This is a genomic window from Streptomyces tropicalis, from assembly GCF_029269835.1.
Taxonomy (GTDB): Bacteria; Actinomycetota; Actinomycetes; order Streptomycetales; family Streptomycetaceae; genus Streptomyces; species Streptomyces tropicalis.
The window spans coordinates 1-573 of the sequence record NZ_JARJBB010000106.1 but is presented as its reverse complement, the minus strand read 5'-3'; the positions used below and the strand labels follow the sequence as shown (position 1 = coordinate 573).

Annotated in this window: 1 pseudogene; it reads left to right on the top strand. The window is 68.8% G+C overall.

Features of this window, described 5'->3' with window-relative positions:
* Positions 1-47: 47 nt before the first annotated feature.
* Positions 48-573: pseudogene (locus P3H78_RS33230) on the top strand (SCO6880 family protein); the annotation flags it as partial.

Here is a 573-nt window from a genome sequence, read left to right as displayed (position 1 = left end):
AGCGGCAGCCCTCCCCTCCCCCAACACGCTTTGAGAAAGGAGTCGCGATGGACCGCGTCTTCAGCTTCCCCCGACCGCGGCCGCGCGGTCTGCTGGGGCGCCGCTTCGACATGGACGAGCAGCTGGTCCTGCTCGGCGGCATCGTTCTGGCTGTCGGGCTGCTGGCCGGCCTACCCGGGATACCTCTCAAGATCCTCGGATGCCTCGGTGCGGCCGGGACGTGCATCTACGTCACGATGGTCCCCTACAAGGGCCGCACCTTCCTGCGCTGGTACGAGATCCGCCGCACCCACCGGCGGCTGCTGCGCGACGGCAGGCTCCTGTACAAGTCCACCGCCCCGCTCGCGGGCCGCCGTCGGGACGGCACGCCGGTTCCGGTGGAACAGCCGGTGGGTGTCCCGGCCTCGCTGGAGTGGATCACAGCGAAGACCGCGTACGGAGACATTGCCGTCCTGCTCCAGCCCACCGAGTCCATGTTCGTGGCCTGCATCGAGGTCGAGGGGGCCAAGAACTTCGGCGGCCTGGACGGCGCGGACAAGGAAGCGCTGATCTCCGCCTACGAGTACCTGCTCA